Origin of the sequence: Pseudomonas sp. S3E12 (assembly GCF_001702295.1) — a bacterium.
GTDB classification, from domain to species: Bacteria; Pseudomonadota; Gammaproteobacteria; order Pseudomonadales; family Pseudomonadaceae; genus Aquipseudomonas; species Aquipseudomonas marginalis.
Genome location: NZ_MBDT01000005.1, coordinates 840,977 through 859,422, shown reverse-complemented (window position 1 = coordinate 859,422; position 18,446 = coordinate 840,977). Strand labels below are relative to the sequence as shown.

Annotated in this window: 20 protein-coding genes; 8 read left to right on the top strand and 12 right to left on the bottom strand. The window is 61.0% G+C overall.

Features of this window, described 5'->3' with window-relative positions; genetic code table 11:
- Positions 1-2: 2 nt before the first annotated feature.
- Positions 3-1,118 carry an outer membrane protein assembly factor BamC gene (bamC, locus tag BB029_RS08760; RefSeq protein ID WP_065938896.1) on the bottom strand — a complete coding sequence of 372 codons (1,116 nt, stop codon included), beginning with the start codon at positions 1,116-1,118 and terminating at the stop codon, positions 3-5.
- Positions 1,119-1,135: 17 nt separating this feature from the next.
- Positions 1,136-2,014, bottom strand: a complete 879-nt coding sequence (gene dapA / locus BB029_RS08755; RefSeq protein ID WP_065938895.1) for a 4-hydroxy-tetrahydrodipicolinate synthase — start codon at positions 2,012-2,014, stop codon at positions 1,136-1,138.
- A 273-nt stretch (positions 2,015-2,287) separates the two neighbouring features.
- On the opposite strand from dapA, the gene BB029_RS08750 reads away from it, so the two are divergent.
- Complete coding sequence (locus BB029_RS08750; protein WP_003172487.1) at positions 2,288-2,848, top strand: glycine cleavage system protein R; 561 nt, start codon at positions 2,288-2,290, stop codon at positions 2,846-2,848.
- 12 nt (positions 2,849-2,860) lie between these two features.
- The gene (locus BB029_RS08745) at positions 2,861-3,334 is read left to right on the top strand and encodes a peroxiredoxin (RefSeq protein ID WP_065938894.1); all 474 of its coding nucleotides are present in this window, start codon (positions 2,861-2,863) and stop codon (positions 3,332-3,334) included.
- 49 nt (positions 3,335-3,383) lie between these two features.
- On the opposite strand, the gene BB029_RS08740 is transcribed toward BB029_RS08745, so the two are convergent.
- Both BB029_RS08740 and BB029_RS08735 read right to left on the bottom strand, forming a co-directional pair.
- Entirely contained in the window at positions 3,384-4,454 is a 1,071-nt protein-coding gene (locus BB029_RS08740; protein WP_065938893.1) for an AI-2E family transporter, read from the bottom strand.
- Positions 4,455-4,485: 31 nt separating this feature from the next.
- On the bottom strand, positions 4,486-4,725 hold the full coding sequence (locus BB029_RS08735) for a sulfurtransferase TusA family protein (RefSeq protein ID WP_010212198.1): 240 nt from the start codon (positions 4,723-4,725) through the stop codon (positions 4,486-4,488).
- 95 nt (positions 4,726-4,820) lie between these two features.
- On the opposite strand from BB029_RS08735, the gene BB029_RS08730 reads away from it, so the two are divergent.
- Positions 4,821-6,254, top strand: a complete 1,434-nt coding sequence (locus tag BB029_RS08730) for a M48 family metalloprotease (protein WP_027604315.1) — start codon at positions 4,821-4,823, stop codon at positions 6,252-6,254.
- A 67-nt stretch (positions 6,255-6,321) separates the two neighbouring features.
- On the opposite strand, the gene BB029_RS08725 is transcribed toward BB029_RS08730, so the two are convergent.
- Positions 6,322-7,761 (bottom strand): DegQ family serine endoprotease, encoded by a 1,440-nt coding sequence (locus BB029_RS08725; RefSeq protein ID WP_065938892.1) that lies wholly within the window; start codon positions 7,759-7,761, stop codon positions 6,322-6,324.
- Between the two features lie 25 nt (positions 7,762-7,786).
- On the opposite strand from BB029_RS08725, the gene BB029_RS32785 reads away from it, so the two are divergent.
- Positions 7,787-7,966, top strand: a complete 180-nt coding sequence (locus BB029_RS32785) for a hypothetical protein (protein WP_133822131.1) — start codon at positions 7,787-7,789, stop codon at positions 7,964-7,966.
- Between the two features lie 29 nt (positions 7,967-7,995).
- Here BB029_RS32785 and BB029_RS31910 read toward each other — a convergent pair whose 3' ends face one another.
- From BB029_RS31910 to rpoE, 3 genes are read right to left on the bottom strand one after another with little or no spacing between them, the layout of a single operon-like run.
- A complete protein-coding gene (locus BB029_RS31910) occupies positions 7,996-8,958 on the bottom strand; it encodes a MucB/RseB C-terminal domain-containing protein (protein WP_083236355.1) in 963 nt (320 codons plus the stop codon).
- A 16-nt stretch (positions 8,959-8,974) separates the two neighbouring features.
- A complete protein-coding gene (locus BB029_RS08710; RefSeq protein WP_003172479.1) occupies positions 8,975-9,562 on the bottom strand; it encodes a sigma-E factor negative regulatory protein in 588 nt (195 codons plus the stop codon).
- A 32-nt stretch (positions 9,563-9,594) separates the two neighbouring features.
- The gene (gene rpoE, locus BB029_RS08705; RefSeq protein WP_003172477.1) at positions 9,595-10,176 is read right to left on the bottom strand and encodes an RNA polymerase sigma factor RpoE; all 582 of its coding nucleotides are present in this window, start codon (positions 10,174-10,176) and stop codon (positions 9,595-9,597) included.
- A gap of 462 nt (positions 10,177-10,638) precedes the next feature.
- Between rpoE and nadB the strand changes: the two genes are divergently transcribed.
- Positions 10,639-12,255, top strand: a complete 1,617-nt coding sequence (nadB, locus tag BB029_RS08700) for an L-aspartate oxidase (RefSeq protein WP_065938890.1) — start codon at positions 10,639-10,641, stop codon at positions 12,253-12,255.
- On the opposite strand, the gene BB029_RS08695 is transcribed toward nadB, so the two are convergent.
- Together BB029_RS08695 and BB029_RS08690 are read right to left on the bottom strand one after the other, a co-directional pair.
- Positions 12,224-12,670, bottom strand: a complete 447-nt coding sequence (locus BB029_RS08695; protein WP_065938889.1) for a protein YgfX — start codon at positions 12,668-12,670, stop codon at positions 12,224-12,226. The two genes, nadB and BB029_RS08695, sit on opposite strands and share 32 nt — an antisense overlap.
- Positions 12,654-12,908, bottom strand: coding sequence for a succinate dehydrogenase assembly factor 2 (locus BB029_RS08690; RefSeq protein WP_027604321.1), 255 nt, complete (start codon positions 12,906-12,908; stop codon positions 12,654-12,656). The genes BB029_RS08695 and BB029_RS08690 overlap by 17 nt, the downstream gene beginning before the upstream one ends.
- Positions 12,909-13,048: 140 nt before the next feature.
- On the opposite strand from BB029_RS08690, the gene BB029_RS08685 reads away from it, so the two are divergent.
- Positions 13,049-13,990, top strand: coding sequence for a folate-binding protein YgfZ (locus BB029_RS08685; RefSeq protein WP_065938888.1), 942 nt, complete (start codon positions 13,049-13,051; stop codon positions 13,988-13,990).
- A gap of 36 nt (positions 13,991-14,026) precedes the next feature.
- Positions 14,027-14,848 (top strand): HDOD domain-containing protein, encoded by an 822-nt coding sequence (locus BB029_RS08680; RefSeq protein WP_065938887.1) that lies wholly within the window; start codon positions 14,027-14,029, stop codon positions 14,846-14,848.
- Here BB029_RS08680 and BB029_RS08675 read toward each other — a convergent pair whose 3' ends face one another.
- Entirely contained in the window at positions 14,849-16,234 is a 1,386-nt protein-coding gene (locus BB029_RS08675; protein WP_027604324.1) for a sensor histidine kinase, read from the bottom strand.
- Complete coding sequence (locus BB029_RS08670; protein WP_065938886.1) at positions 16,227-16,898, bottom strand: response regulator; 672 nt, start codon at positions 16,896-16,898, stop codon at positions 16,227-16,229. Before BB029_RS08670 ends, BB029_RS08675 begins: the two co-directional genes overlap by 8 nt.
- 235 nt (positions 16,899-17,133) lie before the next feature.
- Between BB029_RS08670 and BB029_RS08665 the strand changes: the two genes are divergently transcribed.
- Positions 17,134-18,426 (top strand): OprD family porin, encoded by a 1,293-nt coding sequence (locus BB029_RS08665; RefSeq protein ID WP_065938885.1) that lies wholly within the window; start codon positions 17,134-17,136, stop codon positions 18,424-18,426.
- The last annotated feature ends 20 nt before the right edge of the window (positions 18,427-18,446 follow it).

The following is an 18,446-nucleotide window of genomic DNA, read 5'->3' as shown; positions in this document are numbered from 1 at the left end:
GATCAGCCCAGGTTGTCCTGAATCACGCCCAACACCTTGCGCGCTGTTTCAGCCGGCGCCACGGTGTTGATGTTCTTCTCGACGGTGACCTGCACAGTCTCGCCAACCTTGCTCAAACGCACCTGATAACGCTCGGCGCGGGTTTCGATTTCTTCCTTGGTCGGCTTGCTGCCGAACAGTTTGCCGAAGAAACCAGGCTCATCGTCTTTGCGCTCGGCCTTTTCAGCCACGTTGATGTAGTACAGGCCCAGGCTGCGGTTGATGTCTTCAACACGCCATGGGCCTTGCTCCAACGCGCGGCCGACGCTGGCCCAGGCGCGATCCAGGTCTTCACCCAGGTTCAGCACCACGTTGCCGCTGCCGTCCTCGGTGAGGCTGACGCGGCTCGGGGTGTCGTAATCACGGGCGGCGAGCAGGGAAACGGAACCGCCTTTCTCGGAGATACGGCTCATGCTGGCCAGCATCTCGTCGACCAATGCCGAGTCGACACCGGTGTTGACCGAGCGGTTGGTGAAGTCGACGTTGGCGGTGCTGCCGGCAGGACGCTCGGCGCTGACCACGTAGACTTCACTGGTGTTGCGCTGCACGCCCGGCTCGATGCGCACACGCACACGGGCTTCGCTGCCGGCGGCCACACCGCCGGCCTGCAGGCGCTTGGCCATGGTGGCGGACAGTTCACTGCCCTGCTGCCATGCCGTGGTGAATTCACCGGTCTGCGGGCGCTGCTCGTCGATGCGGAAACCGTTGTCCTGGAAGAACTGCACCGCTACCGGCCAGACTTCAGCAGGTGGGCGCTGCGCCACGATCCAACGCGAATCACCGCTCTTCTGCAGGCTGTAATCGCTGGCATCCGCCACGGCCGAGATCGGCTGTGGACGTGGCACGACGTATTCACCCTTGGTGGTGTCGTCGGCAACGTTGCGTGGAATCGGCAGCAACGGGTCAAGACGCTTGGCGACGTTGACGTCCGGCGGCAGTTGCATCGGTTTGGTTGCTTGTGCTTCCAGGTAATCGCTGCCGCGGTCACGGAAGTAGCCTTCCGGGCCCCAGATCCAACCGCAGCCACTGGTGCTGGAGATAATCAAGGCAAGTGCGGAAAGTCCGGCCAATCGCTTCATGCGTAGTGCTTCCTCAATTAAACCAGGACGCCGGACTGGCGCAGGGCCTGTCGCAGCGGTTCGTGACAGGCTTCGCTGAGGCGGGTGAGCGGCAGACGGATACCGTCCGGCATCAGGCCCATCTCGAACAGCGCCCACTTCACGGGAATAGGGTTGGATTCGATAAACAGTGTCTTGTTGAGCGGCATCAGCTTCTCGTGGATCGCACGGGCGGTCACGGCGTCACCGGCGATGGCAGCGGCACACATGTCGCTCATGGCGCGCGGGGCCACGTTGGCGGTCACGGAGATATTGCCCTTGCCCCCCAGCAGGATCAGCTCGACAGCCGTGGCGTCGTCACCGGAATACAGCAGGAAGTCGCTGCTCACCCCGGCCAGGATATCCTTGGCGCGCTGCAGGTCGCCGGTGGCTTCCTTGATGCCGATGATGTTCGGCACGGTAGAGAGGCGGATCACGGTCTCGGCCTTCATGTCGCACGCGGTACGACCCGGCACGTTATAGAGGATCTGCGGGATGTCGACGGCTTCGGCAATGGTGCGGAAGTGCTGGTACAGGCCTTCCTGGGTCGGCTTGTTGTAGTACGGGGTCACCAGCAGGCAAGCGTCGGCGCCGGCTTTCTTGGCATTTCGGGTCAGCTCGATGGCTTCGCGCGTCGAGTTGGCGCCCGTGCCGGCGATCACGGCGATACGCCCTGCCACACGCTTGACCACGAATTCGATCACCTGGATGTGTTCTTCCACATCGAGGGTGGCCGATTCACCTGTGGTGCCGACCGCCACGATGGCGTTGGTGCCTTCTTGCAGGTGGAAGTCCACCAGTTTGCCCAGGCTGTCCCAGTCGAGATGACCTTGTGCATCCATGGGTGTGACCAGTGCCACCATACTGCCCGCAATCATGCAACCGCTCCTGCCGGAAAAAGAGAGCCGTAATGGTACTGGCGCCAAGATGCTTGTACAAGCGAAGTACCGCCTGAGGATGCGTTCTGGCGCAACTAAACGACGGGCAATGCCATCATCGGGCCAAAGCACCGGTTGAGGCAGGGCAAAATCAGGCGGATCACGTAATGAAAACGCCACCTCCTATCCCTTGGCGACGCTTTTCGCTACCCTTCATGCTTTGATCGATACAGCCCTCACCGTATCGACCGCTCATCGTTTTAGGAAGGCTGCATGTCCACCCCCACAGTTCGCGAACAATTCCTTGTTATCAGTGCCCTCGGCGCCAACCCCATGGAGCTGACCAACGTCCTGTGCCGCGCCAGCCATGAAAACCGCTGTGCCGTGGTGACCTCCCGCCTGACCCGCCATGGCGAGTGCAGTGCGCTGGTCCTGCAGATTTCCGGCACCTGGGATGCCCTGGCGCGCCTGGAGACCGGCCTGCCGGGCCTGGCCAAGAAGCACGACTTCACCGTCAACGTGGTGCGCAGCGCCGCCCTGGAAAATCGCCCGCAGGCGCTTCCTTATGTGGCGTATGTCAGCTCGGCCTACCGTTCGGACATCGTCAATGAGCTGTGCCAGTTCTTCATCGACCATAACGTCGAACTGGAGAACCTGACCTGCGACACCTACCAGGCCCCGCAAACCGGCGGCACCATGCTCAACGCCACCTTCACCGTGACCCTGCCGGCCGGCGTGCAGATCAGTTGGCTGCGCGACCAGTTCCTGGATTTCGCCGATGCCCTGAACCTCGACGCGTTGATCGAGCCGTGGCGCCCACAGAACCCAATGTAAGGAAGTTTTTTCATGGCGGTAGTCATCGACAAACCCGTAGCCGATTTCGAAGCCCAGGCCACCAGTGGCCAGACCTTCAGCCTTGCCGCCCTCAAGGGCAAGCACGTGGTGATCTACTTCTACCCGAAGGACAGCACCCCAGGCTGCACCACCGAAGGCCAGGGTTTCCGTGACCAGTACACAGCATTCAAGGCCGCCAACACCGAAGTGTTTGGCGTGTCGCGCGACAGCGTGAAGTCCCATGAGAACTTCAAGGGCAAGCAGGAATTCCCGTTCGAGCTGATCAGCGACAAGGACGAAGCGGTCTGCCAGCTGTTCGACGTCATCAAGCTGAAGAAGCTGTACGGCAAGGAATACCTGGGTGTAGATCGCAGCACCTTCCTGATCGACAAGGACGGTGTGCTGCGCCAGGAATGGCGCGGCGTGAAAGTACCGGGCCATGTGGACGCCGTTCTGGCCGCAGCCCAGGCGTTGAACAAGGCCTGATCTGTAGCGCGGATCACTGCGGCGATGAAGCAGTGATTCGCGCCTCCCCTTACAACAACGGTGCCACCACCGGCTCCTGCCGCGGCCACGCATCCAGCACGGCCTTGAACAGCGTCGCCAGGGGAATCGCAAAGAACACCCCCCAGAATCCCCACAGCCCACCAAACAACAACACTGCGCAGATGATCGCCACCGGGTGCAGGTTGACCGCCTCCGAGAACAGCAGCGGCACCAGCACGTTGCCATCCAGGGTCTGGATGATGCCGTAGACCGCCATCAGGTAGATGAACTGGTCGCTCCAGCCCCACTGGAACAAGGCGATCAAGGTCACCGGCACTGTCACCACCACGGCACCGACATACGGCACCACCACCGAAATCCCCACCAGCAGTGCCAGCAAGGCGGCGTAGTTGAGGTCCAGTGCGATAAACGCGATGTAGGTAACGCCCCCACAGATAATGATCTCGATGACCTTGCCACGAATGTAGTTGGCGATCTGCCGGTTCATTTCTTCGGCCACCCGGGTGATCAGCGCCCGTTCGCGCGGCAGATAGCCGCTCACCCAACGTCCGATCATGGCGCGGTCCTTGAGGAAGAAGAACACCAGGATCGGTACGAGCACCAGGTAGATCATGATGTTGACCAGTAGCGGCAGGCTGGACAGGGAAAAGGTCAGCGCCCATTGCCCGAATTTTCCGATTTCGCCGCGCGCCACTTCTATGGCCTGCAACACCTGCTCGTCCGAGACCAGATGCGGGTAGCGCTCCGGCAGCAGCAGCAACAGCGACTGCCATTTGACGAGCATGCCCGGCAACTCGTTGAACAACGTGATCAGTTGGTGCCACAGCAGCGGCAATACCACGACGACAAACACCACCAGCAGCCCCATGAACAAGGCGAATACCAGGCCCACTGCCGCGCCGCCCGGCAAGCGTAAACGCTCCAGGGTGGTGACCAGGCCCTGCATCAGGTAAGCCAGCACCATCCCCGCCAGTACCGGCGCCAGCATGCCTCCCAAGGTGAGTACGGCCGTAAAGGCCAGAAACAGCAGGACCGCCAGCACCACGGCTTCTTCATCGGAGAAGTAGCGCTGGATCCAGTCTCGTAACACTTTGAACATCAATCAACCTCGGGTGGTAGGGGCAAACGGTTCAGGCCTTGCGCAACCAGTAACGGTACACACCGGCGGCGTCTTCTTCATGCAGCAGGGTATGGCCGGCCAGTTTGGCGAAGGTGCGGAAATCACGCTGGGAACCTGCGTCGGTGGCGATCACCTTGAGCACAGCGCCACTGGCCAATCGATTGAGTTCCAGCTTGGCCTTGAGCAGAGGCAACGGGCAATTGAGGCCGCTGGCATCGAGTTCGGCATCAAAGGCTACAGCGTCGGTCATGGTTTTACTCCGGGCACGCATTCGGGGTGCTTAGAATATCTGGTCCGAAGCTCAGTGTCCGGCTACAGTAAGCTCTTTGTCGAAAGGCTCTGTGCATGACTTTTTTGCGCCCCACCCTGCTGACGCTGGCTTGCCTGCTGGCCTCCCCAGGCTTCGCTGACGACCTGCCGTCACTTGGCGACGCCAGTTCTGCCATTGTCTCGCCACAACAGGAATATCAGCTGGGCCGCGCCTGGCTGGCCTACCTACGGGGCCAGGTCTCGCAGCTGAACGACCCGCAGCTCAAGGATTACGTCGAAACCAGCGTGTACAAGCTGGTGGAAACCAGCCAGGTGAATGACCGGCGCCTGGAATTCATCCTGATCAACAGCCCGCAGCTGAACGCCTTTGCCGCACCCGGCGGTATCGTCGGCGTGAACGGCGGCCTGTTTCTCAATGCCCAGACCGAAGGGGAATACGCGTCGGTGCTGGCCCACGAACTGGCTCACTTGTCCCAGCGTCACTTCGCCCGTGGTGTCGAGGCGCAGCAGCGCATGCAGATCCCGATGATGGCCGCCCTCCTCGGCGGCATCATTGCGGCCGCCGCCGGTGCCGGGGATGCCGGGATCGCTGCAATCGCCGGCACACAGGCCGCGGCCATCCAGGAACAACGACGATTTTCTCGCCAGAATGAACAGGAAGCGGACCGTATCGGCATCGTCAACCTGGAGAAAGCCGGCTACGACCCGCGCTCCATGCCAACCATGTTCGAACGTCTGATGCGTCAGTATCGCTTCGACGCCAAGCCGCCGGAATTCCTGCTGACTCACCCGGTGACCGAATCGCGTATCGCCGACACCCGCAACCGCGCGGAACAGGCCAAGGCCGGCGGCAAGGAAGACAGCCTGCGCTACCAGCTGATTCGCGCGCGGGTACAACTGCAATACGAAGACACCTCCGGACTCGCCGCCAAGCGCTTCCAGGCGCAACTGGACGAAAATCCTAAAAACGACGTGGCGCGCTATGGCCTGGCCATCGCCCAGATCAAGGCCTCCCAGTTCAAACAGGCACGGGAAAGCCTGCAACCCTTGCTGGCCAAGGCGCCCAATGACATCACCTACAACCTGGCGCAGATCCAGTTGGACATCGACAACAACCACCTGCCCGATGCCCAGCAACGCACGGATCGGATGCTGACCCAATACCCCGGCAACTACCCGCTGAATCAGATTCGGGTAGATCTGTTGCTTAAACAGAATCGCACCGCCGATGCGGAAAAGGCCCTGGATGGCTTGCTCAAGTCGCGCCCGGACGATCCGGATGTGTGGTACCAGGTCGCCGAGACCCGTGGCTTGTCGGGCAATATCATCGGCCTGCATCAGGCTCGCGCCGAATACTTTGCTTTGGTGGGCGACTTCCAGCAGGCGATTCAGCAGTTGGACTTTGCCAAACGTCGCGCCGGCAGCAATTTCCCGTTGTCGTCACGTATCGATGCACGTCAGCGTGAGTTGATCGAACAGGAACGCCTGGTTAAAGGCATGATGGGCTAGACCCGTCGCCCACAAAAAAGCCCCGCCCTCGTAACACGAAGGCGGGGCTTTTTATTGGCCGGGTGGGTTACTCGGCCAGCTTGAAGGTAATGAAGCTGGCACGCCCCTGACGAAGCACGCGCATCGATACCGAGCGGTTCTTCGGCAACGCCTTGGCGATGTCGGTGAACTGCTTGGTAGTCTCAATCGCCTGATTGTTCAGATGAGTGATCACGTCGCCAGGCTGCAGGCCGATCAAGGCTGCCGGGCCGTCCTGCACTTCCTTGATCACCACGCCGCTCTTGAGATCGAAGGCTTTCTTCTGCTCGTCAGTCAGCTCGGCCACGGCAATGCCCAGGCGATTGCTGCTGCGCTCGGCGCCCGGCTTGGTATTACCCAGGGCATCCAGGGTCGCGCCCTCTTCAGGGATCGCACCCACGGTCAGCTCGACATTCTGGCGCTTGCCATCACGAATCACTTCCAGCTTGGCCTTGCTGCCGGCCTTGAGTGCGCCAACCAGGTGCGGCAGGTCGGCCGACATAATGATCGGTTGACCGTTCATGCTCAGAATCACGTCGCCGACTTGCAGACCGCCTTTGGCAGCCGGGCCGTCGTCCTGGATTTGCGCGACCAGGGCGCCCGCCGGCTTGTCGAGGCCGAAGGATTCAGCCAGGTCCTTGTTCACTTCCTGGATGACCACGCCCAACCAGCCACGGCTGACCTTGCCACCGCTTTTCAGCTGATTGGAAACATCCATGGCCACGTCGATAGGAATGGCGAACGAAACCCCCATGAAGCCACCGGAACGGGTGTAGATCTGCGAGTTGATCCCCACCACTTCGCCCGCCAGGTTGAACAACGGGCCACCGGAGTTGCCTGGGTTGATCGGCACGTCGGTCTGGATGAACGGCACATAGTTCTCGTTCGGCAGGCTGCGACCAATGGCACTGACGATACCCTGGGTAACGGTATGGTCAAAACCAAACGGCGAGCCGATGGCTACCACCCACTGCCCCGCCTTCAGGTCCTGGGACTTGCCCAGCTTCAGCACCGGCAGGTCCTTGCCTTCGATCTTCAGCAAGGCCACGTCGGAACGCGGATCGGTGCCGACCAATTTGGCTTTCAGCTCACTGCGATCGGCCAGGCGCACGAGGATCTCGTCGGCGTCGGCAATCACATGGTTATTGGTAAGGATGTAGCCATCTGGCGAAATGATGAAGCCCGACCCCAGGGACTGCGCTTCACGCTGGCCACCACCGCCACCACGGGGCGCACGCGGTTGTGGCATGCCACGCTCGAAGAACTCGCGCAGCATCGGCGGCAGGCCTTCCAGGTCAGGCATCTGCTGGTTGGAGACTTTGCGATCCGGCAGTTTCTGAGTGGTACTGATGTTCACCACGGCAGGCGAGGCTTGCTCAACCAATTGGGTGAAGTCAGGCAACTCGACCGCTTGCGCGGGCACGGCCTGACCCAGCACCAATACCGTGGCGACTATGGATAGGTAAGACTTCAAACGTGGTATCGACATACAGCTCCCGTTACGACGAGCAGGGTTGAGCGACAGGGTTCAAGAAACGCCGAAAACTGCGAACGACATCTTTGTTCCGCGAACAAAACAAGGCCAGGGCCAACAAGCCCTGACCTATAAAAAACATGGGAGATTTTTGCAAGTGAAAATGCTGATCCAGACATTTCATGCTCTCGGCAGCCAACCTGGCATGGGCGTACTGTGAAAGATCTGGATGAACATAGGATTAACGACTCACGGCTTGGGGGTGGCCTTTTTTTCACCGCGCACCGACAGTGCGATGCGTTCGGCGGTGCCAATAGGTATTTCGCCGACCACAGTCACCATCATTTCGCCATCCACCGTATTCAAGCGACGAGATACAGCAACCGTGGGGCCTAATTGGGTGCGAGTCTCGGTCACGCTCACATCGCTGATCGGTTCGAGAAACACCGAGAAGCGCGCCAGTCCATCTTCATACATCAGGCTGTCGACCGTGGCCTTGGTATGGGGATCCTTGCGGGCGCTGCTATTGGTCAGCTGAAAGCCTGGCGGCAACCACTCCAAGTGCCACGCCTCGGTGGCCTCTACGGCCGATGCCTTGGTATCGCCGACGGCGATGGAAGTGCATTCGCCGCTGGGCTGCAAGTCGCGATCATTGGGTGTGGTGGAGGTGTCCAATCGAGTGAACTGAAAGCGCTCCAGCAACTGTCCTTGATCATTCAGCAACAAGGATTTGAGCGGCAGCGCAGTTTCACGATCAAGGTGCAGCTCAAAACCGTAGCGGTATTGATCTCGGGGTGTAATCGACACAATCACTGCATTACGACCGGCCACGCGAGATTTTCCGATAACGGCCAGTTCGTAGAATTGATTGAGTCTTTGCGGATCGAGGGCGCGCGAGGGCGCATCACGCGAATTGCCCAGGCCGGCGACAAGAGTGCCGCTGACGCACTGAGTGCGACCATCTACCCGAACGACTTCCTGGGCAGAACCATCAAGCTGCAAGAGCCGCTCACGGACTTGGCCATTCTGGACACGATGCCAGATGTCGTGGGTAGAAAAACTGCCATTACGTTCGTAGACAAACGTACCTTGAAAACTTTGCTGCTGCTCAGCACGCCCAAGTCGAGTCAGCCAGTCTTGGGCTTCATCGGCATGGGCGGGGAGTGCAAACCAACCACTGAGCAATAACGTAAGGAGCGGTATGGCGCGCATAGGGCTCCTTAACGGATCAGCGGTTTTCCAGGCTTGCAGCGCGAGCGTATGGCAGAGCGCTTTCAGTGCCTTTCAAGGCGGATTCCTGTGCGTGTTGGCGCAGGTAGCCTGGAAGACGCTGGTCCTGCCAGCCGGATTGCCCTTGCAGCACACCGTTGGCCATAGGGCCGGTGGTGTCGGAGCTTTCCTTGTAGCCGGCCAATACCGCTGGGCCTTTGACTTGCGGACCGGCCATGACCGGTTGCTGAGTCTGCTGGGCCAGTTCGGCACCGGCGATTTCGTCCTGGTTGTACAGGCGCACACCGGCCAACACTGCAACAGTCACCGAGGCAGCCACTGCCAGGCGACCCAGGCTGCGCCAAGGGCCACGAGCAGCTTTTGCCGGAACGGCTTCATCAGCCAGCGCGGCAGAAACGGCCGCAGCAATATCCAGACGAGGGATTAGAAGATCCTTGTGCATCACCGCCCGAGCGACTTGGTAACGAGACCAGGTATCACGGGTTTCGGCATCATCAAATGCGTTGAGCACTCGACGAAGTTCCAGTTCATCCGCTTCGTTATCCATCACTGCGGACAGCGATTCCTGCAGGGCATCACGACTCATGGCGGTTCCTCTCTTGGCTGTCGCCGCTGTCTTTAGTTTTCCTGCAACAACGGTTGCAAGGCTTTATCGATGGCTTCCCGGGCCCGGAAAATCCGTGACCTTACAGTCCCCACCGGACACTGCATGACGCTCGCAATGTCTTCGTAACTCAGACCATCGAATTCACGTAAAGTTAACGCCGTACGCAAATCTTCTGGCAGTTGCTGAATTGTGCGATGAACGGTGCCTTCGATCTCATCGCGCAGCAATGCACGCTCCGGCGACTCGAGATCTTTGAGGCCGTGATCACCATCGTAAAATTCTGCATCTTCTGAACTTACATCACTATCCGGTGGGCGGCGTCCGCGAGACACCAGATAGTTCTTCGCCGTATTGATGGCGATGCGGTAGAGCCACGTGTAAAACGCACTATCACCGCGGAAATTGCCCAGTGCACGGTACGCCTTGATAAAGGCTTCCTGTGCAACGTCCTGCGCTTCATGGGTGTCGTGCACAAACCGCACGATCAACCCGAGAATTTTGTGCTGGTATTTCAGCACTAGCAGATCAAATGCTCGCTTGTCACCGCGTTGAACGCGTTCGACCAGCTGCTGATCCTCTTCCTGGGTTAGCATGAACACTCCTCGTTGTACTTGAAGGAGGCTTGCATAACTAAACGATCAGGCTTGCAAACATAGACTCGGACTTTTCGCAAAAGTTCTCCCCCTTCAAGCAAGTTTCCGGCATGCACTGATTTGGCACACACGAAAAACGCAGCGCGGGCAACGCCGGCTGCGCGAATAATCTTGTCGTCGGTTTTCTGACGCGTCCAATGCTCCCGACGGGCCAATAAACTCAACGTTTCCCAGCTTTCGGGCAACCTGCTATTGAGTCGAGGCTTATGCAAAAAGTTCCCACCTCAATAACCTGCCGATTTTACCCGAGCCGTGCACCGTAATCTCACATTGCCACGAATGCCCGGCTATTGTGCCGCTCCCCCCCTCTATATACTAGTGGCCCGTGTGACCCTTTGATTCGCCGATCCAGGCGTCCTGTTTGCGCCAGCCCTGTGGATCGCTTTTTGCGGAATCCTTCAAATGAGCCAACAGTTTCAACACGATGTCCTGGTGATCGGCAGCGGCGCGGCCGGCTTGAGCCTTGCGCTGACCCTTCCCAGCCACCTGCGCATTGCCGTCCTGAGCAAAGGCGACCTGGCCAACGGTTCGACATTCTGGGCCCAGGGCGGTGTCGCCGCGGTGCTGGACGACACCGATACGGTGCAATCCCACGTTGAAGACACCCTCAACGCCGGCGGCGGCCTGTGCAACGAAGACGCGGTGCGCTTCACCGTCGAGCATAGCCGCGAGGCGATCCAATGGCTGATCGACCAGGGCGTGCCCTTCACCCGCGATGAACATGCAGGCAGCGATGACGGCGGCTTCGAGTTCCATCTGACCCGCGAAGGCGGCCACAGCCATCGCCGTATCATCCACGCCGCCGATGCCACCGGTGCCGCGATCTTCAAGACCTTGCTCGACCAAGCCCGCCAACGCCCCAACATCGAACTGCTGGAACAACGCGTCGCTGTCGACCTGATCACCGAAAAGCGCCTGGGCCTTCCGGGCGAACGCTGCCTCGGCGCCTATGTGCTCAACCGCGCCAGCGGCGAAGTGGATACTTATGGTGCGCGCTTCACCATCCTCGCCTCCGGCGGCGCCGCCAAGGTCTACCTCTATACCAGCAACCCCGACGGCGCCTGCGGCGACGGCATTGCCATGGCATGGCGCTCAGGCTGCCGGGTGGCCAACCTGGAATTCAACCAGTTCCACCCCACCTGCCTGTATCACCCTCAGGCCAAGAGTTTCCTGATCACCGAAGCCCTGCGTGGCGAAGGTGCACACCTCAAGCTGCCGAACGGTGAGCGCTTCATGCAGCGTTTCGACCCGCGCGCCGAGCTAGCCCCACGGGATATTGTCGCCCGCGCCATCGACCATGAAATGAAGCGCCTGGGCATCGACTGCGTCTACCTGGACATCAGCCACAAGCCCGAAGCGTTCATCAAGACCCACTTCCCGACCGTCTACGAGCGCTGCCTGGCGTTCAACATCGACATCACCAAAGGCCCGATCCCGGTGGTGCCGGCGGCGCACTACACCTGCGGCGGCGTGATGGTCGACCAGCATGGGCGTACCGATGTCCCCGGCCTGTACGCGATTGGCGAAACCAGCTTCACCGGCCTGCACGGTGCCAACCGCATGGCCAGCAACTCGCTGCTCGAATGCTTCGTCTACGCCCGCTCGGCCGCAGCCGACATTCTCGAACAACTGCCGCGCATCCCGGTGCCGGCCGCCCTGCCCCGCTGGGATGCCAGCCAGGTTACCGACTCGGACGAAGACGTGATCATCGCCCACAACTGGGACGAGCTGCGGCGCTTCATGTGGGACTACGTGGGGATCGTGCGCACCAACAAGCGCCTGCAACGGGCACAGCACCGGGTGCGATTGCTGCTGGATGAGATTGATGAGTTCTACAGCAACTATAAGGTCAGCCGTGACCTGATCGAACTGCGCAACCTGGCCCAAGTCGCGGAGCTGATGATCCGTTCGGCCATGGAACGCAAGGAAAGCCGGGGCCTGCACTACACCCTCGACTACCCGCAGATGCTGCCCGACGCCCGCGACACTATTCTGGTGCCAACCACCTACGGCGGCTGAACTTCAAGCGAACCCGCAGGCGCCGGTGCACATCGGCGGCCTGCGAATCCGTCGGCACGCAGACCGAGCGCACCCGCCATTCCCCCGGCACGCGATAGCGCAACACCACAATCAGCGGCAGCGCCAGACTGTCGGGGCGCAGCTGCACGCGATGCCAGCCGCGCTCACCGCTGAATAATTGCCAGCCCTCTTCATCCCGTCGCAGGCCACGAATCGACGAACGGTGAGTCAGCAGGACATAACGCGGCAATACCCAGGCAGCCTGGGCCAGGCACGCCAGCACGCCGAGGACAGCAAAGGGAGAGTCGAGGACCATCAGCGCACCCAGCGCGAACAGCAGGGCAAGGAGATACGCCGCCAGCAGCAGCCGTGAGGCCTGCCAGCGGCATTCAAAACGATTACTTGGGCTGGACACGATCCAGGATCATCCGGACCATGCGCTGCAGTTCAGGATCTTCGGATTCGGCCCGCTCCATGAACCAGCCGAACATGTCCTGATCTTCGCAAGTCAGCAGCCTGACGTAGAGATCGCGATCTTCCTTATTGAGCGTCGCATACACCTCTTTGGTAAAAGGCACCAGCAACACATCAAGCTCAAGCATGCCACGACGGCTGTGCCAGTAGAGACGATTGATTTCTACATCTTCGACCATGGAGCGCTCCTCAAATAGAGCGCAAGTATACAGGCCCGACGGCACCGGAACAGTCGGCTTTGGTCGCCCCCTACGGAAACTATCCATTTGCCGGGCGCCCCTCTATGATGCACCCATGACTTTTTGACCTGCGATGACCCATGGCTGACTCTGCTTTCTTCTGCCCCCTGTCCCACGAAGGCGTTCTCGCCGTCCGCGGCTCCGACGCTGCCAAGTTCCTGCAGGGACAACTCACCTGCAACCTCAATTACCTGAGCGACACCCAGGCCAGCCTCGGTGCGCGCTGCACGCAAAAAGGCCGCATGCAGTCGAGCTTCCGCATCCTGTTGCAGGGCGACGGCGTACTCCTGGCCATGGCCAGCGAACTGCTCGAACCGCAACTGGCGGACCTGAAGAAATATGCGGTGTTCTCCAAGTCCAAGCTCACCGACGAAAGCGCCGCCTGGGTGCGTTTCGGTGTGATCGATGGCGATCAGGCGCTGACCGGCCTTGGCCTTGAGCTGCCCACCGAAACGGACAGCGTTGCCCGTACCGAACACCTGATCGCCGTCCGCGTGTCTCCCGCCCGCGCCGAACTCTGGGTACCGGCCGAGCAAGCCGACGGCGTGCGCAGCCAATTGGCCGCACAGTTGACACAAACCGACTTGAATCACTGGCTACTGGGCCAGATCCGCGCCGGTATCGGCCAGGTCATGCCCCAGACCCGCGAACTGTTCATCCCGCAGATGCTCAACCTGCAGGCCGTGGGCGGCGTCAGCTTCAAGAAAGGCTGCTACACCGGCCAGGAAATCGTCGCGCGCATGCAGTACCTGGGCAAACTGAAGCGTCGCCTGTACCGCTTGAGCCTGAACGCGGCGCAAATGCCCGAGCCAGGCACCCCGTTGTTTTCCCCCAGCCACAACAGCTCCATCGGCGAAGTGGTGATTGCAGCAAAAGCTGACCAGGTGATTGAACTTCTGGCGGTATTGCAAGCCGAAGCTGCCGATAGTGGCGATGTGCACCTAGGCACACTGGAAGGCCCCGGTTTGCAACTGCTTGACCTGCCTTACAGCCTTGACCGTGATCGTGAGATCCAGCGTTAGTCGCCGTATTTTCCTGCAACACCCTAGAGAGCATGAATGAACAAACTGGCGGAAAAAGTCCAACAGGCGTTGGTTAAGGCCATCGACAACGATGACCTGGTTCTGCCGACATTGCCGGAAGTGGCCCTGAACATCCGTCAGGCCGCCGAAGACCCGGAAATCAGCATCAGCCACTTGAGCAAAGTGATCGGCCGCGACACTGCGTTGTCGGCGCGCCTGATTAAAGTGGTCAACAGCCCACTGTTGCGCGCTACCCAGGAAGTCACCGACCTGCACACCGCCATCACCCGGCTGGGCACCAACTACAGCAGCAACCTGGCCATCGGCCTGGTGATGGAACAGATCTTCCACGCCCGTTCCGAAGTGGTCGAACAGAAAATGCGCGATGTGTGGCGCCGCAGCCTGGAAGTGGCGGGCGTCAGCTACGCCCTGTGCCGCAACCACAGCCAGCTCAAGCCGGACCAGGCAGCGCTGGGCGGACTGGTGCATCAGATCGGCGTGCTGCCGATCCTGACCTATGCCGAGGACCACTACGAACTGCTGTCAGACCCGGTCAGCCTCAACCACGTGATCGACAGCATCCACCCGGTGCTGGGCGACAAGTTGCTGAGTGGCTGGGACTTCCCGGAAATGCTGGCGAAACTGCCGGGCCAGTACCTGAACCTGGAACGGGATTCAGCCTGCCTCGACTACATCGACCTGGTGCAGATTGCCATGCTGTATTGCCATCACGGCACCGACCACCCCCTGGCCAAGGTGGACGTCTCCAGCGTGCCTGCGATGAAAAAACTGCGGGTTGACCCCTACAGCGAAAAACTGCGCGCAGAGCTGGATGAAGCGCGCGCCATGTTCGATTGATCAACCGGCGATAAAACTCACCCGCACCTTCAACCCCGCGTGCTCGCCGTCATGCAGGCTGATCTGGGCCAGATGTGCACGACAGATTTCGCCCACAATCGCCAACCCCAGGCCTGAGCCCATACCTTGCTGGCTACGGCGGTAGAAGCGCTCGAACACCCGGTCGCGCTCATCCTGCGGAATACCCGGGCCATCATCTTCCACCTCCAGTACCGCCGGCGCCGTCACCCGCAGGATCACGTTGCCGCCCGGTGGCGTGTGCGCCAGGGCGTTGTCCACCAGGTTGCTCAACAGCTCGTTGAGCAGCGTCGGCTCGCCACGCAACCACACCGGTTCATCCGCCTCCAGCGCCAGTGCCACGCCACGCGCATGGGCCAGCGGCGCCATGGCCATGCCCAGTTCACGGGCCAATTGGCTGAGGTCCAGCAGCTGCGCGCCGCCTTCGGCAATCGCCCGGGCACCGTTTTCGATGCGCGCCAGGGACAGCAACTGATTGGCCAGGTGGGTCAACCGATCGGTGCCTTGGGCGGCGGTTTCCAGGGTACTGCGCCAGGTTGCGGGATCTTCGGCGCGCAGGCCCAGTTCCAAGCGCGCCTTGAGCGCTGCCAAGGGGGTACGCAGCTCATGGGATGCATCGGCAATAAACTGCGCCTGACGCTCGAACTGGCCGCGCAGGCGTTCGGTGAAATGGTTGAGGGAACGCACCAGCGGGCCGAACTCATGCTGCACTTCCACCAACGGCAACGGCCGCAAGTCGTCGGGCTGGCGCTCTTCCACCGCCGTGCGCAGGCGCTCCAGCGGGCGCAAGGCGGCGCTGACGGCAAACCACACCAGCAACAAGGCGCCAATGGCGAGCATGCCCAGGCGCAGCAAGGTGTCGGCCATCAGGCTGCGGGCCATGCTCACCCGTGCCTCATCGGTTTCGGCCACGCGGATTTCCGCCATGCCGTTCATGTTCGGTTCGGAGACCGCCTTGAGCAGGCTGACCACCCGCACTTCCTGGCCCTGGTACTTGGCATTGTAGAAGCGCGCCAGCGCCGGGTAGTCGTCGGTGCGCGGTGTGCCGGGGGGCGGGCCGGGGAGGTTTTCGTAGCCGGAAATCAGCTTCTGATCAATGTCATTGACCTGGTAATAGATGCGCCCGGCGCTGTCGTAGGCAAAGGTGTCCAGGGCGACATAGGGCACGTTGGCGCTGAGGGTGCCGTCCACCTGGGTCAGGCCGGCGGCGATGGTACGCGCCGAGGCCAGCAGCGTGCGGTCATAGGCGGTGTCGGCCGCTTCGCGACCGTTCCAGTAGGCACTCATGCCACTGGCGAGCATCAACAGCACCAGCAGCAGCGCCAGGTTCCACAGCAGGCGCCAGCGCAGGCTGCTGGGCTTATGCATCGCGGGCTTCCAGCAGGTAGCCGAGACCGCGAAACGTCACGATGGCGATGGGTTGGCCATCGAGCTTCTTGCGCAGGCGGTGCACGTAGATTTCGATGGCGTCGGGGCTGGCCTCTTCGTCCAGGCCGAACACCTGGGAAGCCAGTTGCTCCTTGCTCATCACCCGGCCTGGGCGGGCAATCAGCGCTTCAAGCACGGCTTGCTCGCGGGAGGTCAACGTCATCAACTCGCCGCCCACCGTGAAACGTCGGGTGTCGAGGTCATAGACCAGCACCCCGCAGGCCTGCTGGCGCTCGCCGCCCAATACGCTGCGGCGCAGCAGCGCCTTGACCCGGGCTTCCAGCTCGGTCAGTTCGAACGGTTTGGCCAGGTAGTCATCGGCGCCCAGGTTCAGGCCATGCACGCGGTCCTTCACATCGCTGCGCGCGGTCAACATCAGCACCGGCAGGTTTTTCCCACGCGCCCGCAAGCGCGCCAGCACCTCGAAACCGTCCATGCGCGGCAGGCCCACATCGAGGATGGCCACCGCGTAATCCTCACTGCCCAAGGCCAGGTCGGCGGCCACGCCGTCATGCAATACGTCAACGGTCAAACCTGTGCTCTTGAGCGCTTGGGCGACGCTTTCGGCGAGTTGCAGATGGTCTTCAACCAGAAGGACACGCATGGATTTCTACCTTATTCGGACGTGGTCGGCGCCACGCTTTGCCCGGCAGTTTACAGGCGCCGACTGCCCTGTGAAGCCTGAAAACATTGAAAGGCAGCTGAAAGGTTAGTGAAAGCTTCGCCCTTTAGCATCCAGCCACGGTAGGTCATGCCTGCCGAGCGACCTGATGGGTCGCGCCCGAAAAACGCCTCGAAGCGTTTTCGCCAAAATAAGAACAATAACGGAGTGCACCACGATGCTGTCGACACAGCCACAGGCTTGCCCGCCTGTTCGTATTTCCCGCCTGAGCCACACCGCCCTTGCCAGTGCCGCTGCCCTTGCCGGCTTTTCGCCGCTTGGCCAGGCTGCCTTCTTCGAAGACAGCAGCGCGACCCTGGAAACCCGCAACATGTACTTCAACCGCGACTTTCGCGACGGCACCAGCGCCCAGCAATCCAAGCGCGACGAGTGGGCCCAGGGCTTCATGCTCAACCTGCAATCGGGCTACACAGACGGCACCGTCGGCTTTGGCGTGGATGCGCTGGGCATGCTCGGCGTCAAGCTCGACTCCAGCCCCGACCGCACCGGCACCGGCCTGCTGCCCACCCACGACGATGGCCGCGCCGCCAACGAGTACTCCAAGCTGGGCCTGACCGGCAAAGTGAAGATTTCCGCCACCGAGCTCAAGATCGGCTCGCTGATGCCTGAACTGCCGATCCTCAAGCCCAATGACGGGCGCATCCTGCCGCAGACCTTCAACGGTGGCCTGGTCACCTCCAAGGAATTCAAGAACCTGGTCTTCACCGGCGGCCGTCTCGACAAGGCCAAGGACCGCGACGACAGCAACTACGAGGACATCGCCCTCAACAACAAGAACAGCCGCTTCCTCAGCGGTGCCACCGGCAAGCATTTCAACTTCGGCGGGGTCGACTACAAGTTCGCCGACAAGATCACCGGCAGCTACCACTTCGCCCAACTCGACGACGTGTACCGCCAGCACTTCCTCGGCCTGGTCGCCGCACGCCCGATGGGCCCCGGCACCTTCGCCACCGACCTGCGCCTGGCGATCAGCGATGACGCAGGTGCAGCCCGTGGCGGCAAGATCGACAACACCTCTCTCAACGGCCTGTTCAGCTATGCCCTCAATGGCCATAAGCTTAGCGCCGGCTACCAGCATATGTCCGGCGACAGCGCCTTTCCGTACGTGGATGGCAGCGACCCGTACCTGGTCAACTTCGTGCAGATCAACGACTTTGCCGGCGCCGAAGAGCGATCCTGGCAGGCGCGCTACGACTATGACTTCGCCAAGCTGGGCATTCCCGGCCTGAGTTTCATGAGCCGTTACCTCTCGGGTGACAATATCAAGCTCAGGAACGGCGACACCGGCAAGGAATGGGAGCGCAACAGCGAGATCAAGTACGTGGTGCAAAGCGGCACATTCAAGGATGTCGCCGTGCGCCTGCGCAATGCCACCTACCGTTCCAACTATTCAGCCCGTGATGCGGATGAAATGCGCCTGCTGGTCAGCTACAGCGTTGCGCTCTGGTAAGCCACTCATAACAACAAAGA